Source organism: Synechococcus sp. H55.9 (genome assembly GCF_047462355.1).
Lineage (GTDB): Bacteria > Cyanobacteriota > Cyanobacteriia > Thermostichales > Thermostichaceae > Thermostichus.
The window spans coordinates 1-1,501 of sequence record NZ_JANSJB010000047.1 but is presented as its reverse complement, the minus strand read 5'-3'; the positions used below and the strand labels follow the sequence as shown (position 1 = coordinate 1,501).

Below are 1,501 nucleotides of genomic sequence, written 5' to 3'. Positions count from 1 at the left end.
GAGGTGGAGTGGCCCTCCTTCACCTATGGCCCTGCTGTGCTCCTGGCGTTGGGGGGACTGGCCTGGATTAGAGCTCGGCACAATGTTCGAGGATGGGCCATCTTGCTCTTGGCCACAGGACTAAGCGCCCAGTTGGCCTGGAGCTGGGTTTTCCCAAGGGTGTTGCAGCATACTCAGGGGGGATCCATCTACTTTTTCCGCCAGTTTGCCGGCCCAGAACCGGCTCTTTCGGGAAGGGTTGGCCTTTATGGGCTGCGGTCGTTTGTACCCTATTTTTATGGCCCGCTGCGGGTGCCCTATGCCGCCAACCCGGAGGAGCTGGCCGCCTGGCAGGTGCCCGACTATCTGGTGACCTGGGATCCCTTTGTAGCTGAGCTAGCAGCAACTTGGCAGGTCGTAGAGCGCCGCAGCCCCTTTTGGCTGTTGAAAAAAACCTCTTCTCTCCCCTAGCCGCAAGATGAGCCAGTACGTGTTGCGTATCAGCGACCTTCCCCTTCAGGATCGCCCGCGCGAGCGGCTGCTTAACCAAGGGGCAAGAAACCTCTCCCACGCGGAGCTGCTGGCCATTTTGCTCAACACCGGCCAGGGGGCAGGTAAGCTCTCGGCCGTTGGCCTGGCCCAGTTGCTCTTGAAAAAATTGGAAGCCCAGGGGGATCCCTTGGCCCAACTGCGCCAGCTGGAAGCCGGGGAGCTGCTGCAAATTGAGGGCATCGGCCCAGCCAAAGCAGCAACAGTGTTGGCGGCCATCGAGCTGGGGCGGCGGGTGTTTTTGGCCCGACTACCCGAGCGGACGGTGATTGAATCGCCAGAACAGGCGGCCATGGCCCTAAGCGGCGACCTGATGTGGGAGACCCAAGAGCACTTTGCCGTCCTGCACCTGGACATCAAACACCGCCTTATCGGCCAGCAGATTGTAACCCGGGGAACCGCCACGGAAACTCTCACTCACCCGCGGGAAACCTTCCGCAGCGCCATCAAGCAAGGAGCCAGCCGCATCCTGGTGGCCCACAACCACCCCTCCGGCAGTTTGGATCCCAGCCCGGAGGATCTTGCCCTGACGCAGCAACTCTTGCAGGCGGGGCAACTGCTGCAGATCCCGGTTTTGGATCACCTCATCCTCGGCGGCGGGCAGTTCCTCAGCCTGCGCCAACACACCCGCCTGTGGGAGGAGTTTCCCCAGCCAGAGTAGCTCCCCAGCCCCTCTCCCAGGGTAGCCAGCCCAAGCGCTCCGCGCCGCTCACGCGACCACCCCCGGCCCCTCTCCCAGGGGGAGCATTCCCTCACCCCCGGCCCCTCTCCCAGGGGGAGCATTCCCTCACCCCCGGCCCCTCTCCCAGGGGGAGAGGGGGGCTAGGGATCCGGCAGCGCCTCAAAGCGCATGCCCACCCTGAGCTGGCCGCCGTTGACCAAGTCCCAGGCCGACTGTTCTTTTCTGCCGGGCAGTTGGGCCCGCCGGATGAGAAGGGATCCCTCGCCGGTAGCCACATACACCCCTTCTCCT

2 protein-coding genes and 1 pseudogene are annotated in these 1,501 nt (G+C 63.6%); 2 read left to right on the top strand and 1 reads right to left on the bottom strand.

Translation table 11 applies throughout. The features are described 5' to 3' along the window. Together NW857_RS07650 and radC are read left to right on the top strand one after the other, a co-directional pair. Nucleotides 1-450: pseudogene (locus tag NW857_RS07650) on the top strand (dolichyl-phosphate-mannose--protein mannosyltransferase); the annotation flags it as partial. Between the two features lie 7 nt (nt 451-457). After that, nucleotides 458-1,189 (top strand): RadC family protein, encoded by a 732-nt coding sequence (radC, locus tag NW857_RS07645; protein WP_414335526.1) that lies wholly within the window; start codon nt 458-460, stop codon nt 1,187-1,189. 161 nt (nt 1,190-1,350) lie between these two features. On the opposite strand, the gene NW857_RS07640 is transcribed toward radC, so the two are convergent. Then, entirely contained in the window at nt 1,351-1,485 is a 135-nt protein-coding gene (locus tag NW857_RS07640; RefSeq protein WP_414368547.1) for a hypothetical protein, read from the bottom strand. Nucleotides 1,486-1,501: the final 16 nt, after the last annotated feature.

Bases quoted from the DNA above. Each gene is read 5' to 3' on its own strand.
- radC (WP_414335526.1), top strand. From the start codon at position 458: ATGAGCCAGTACGTGTTGCGTATCAGCGACCTTCCCCTTCAGGATCGC.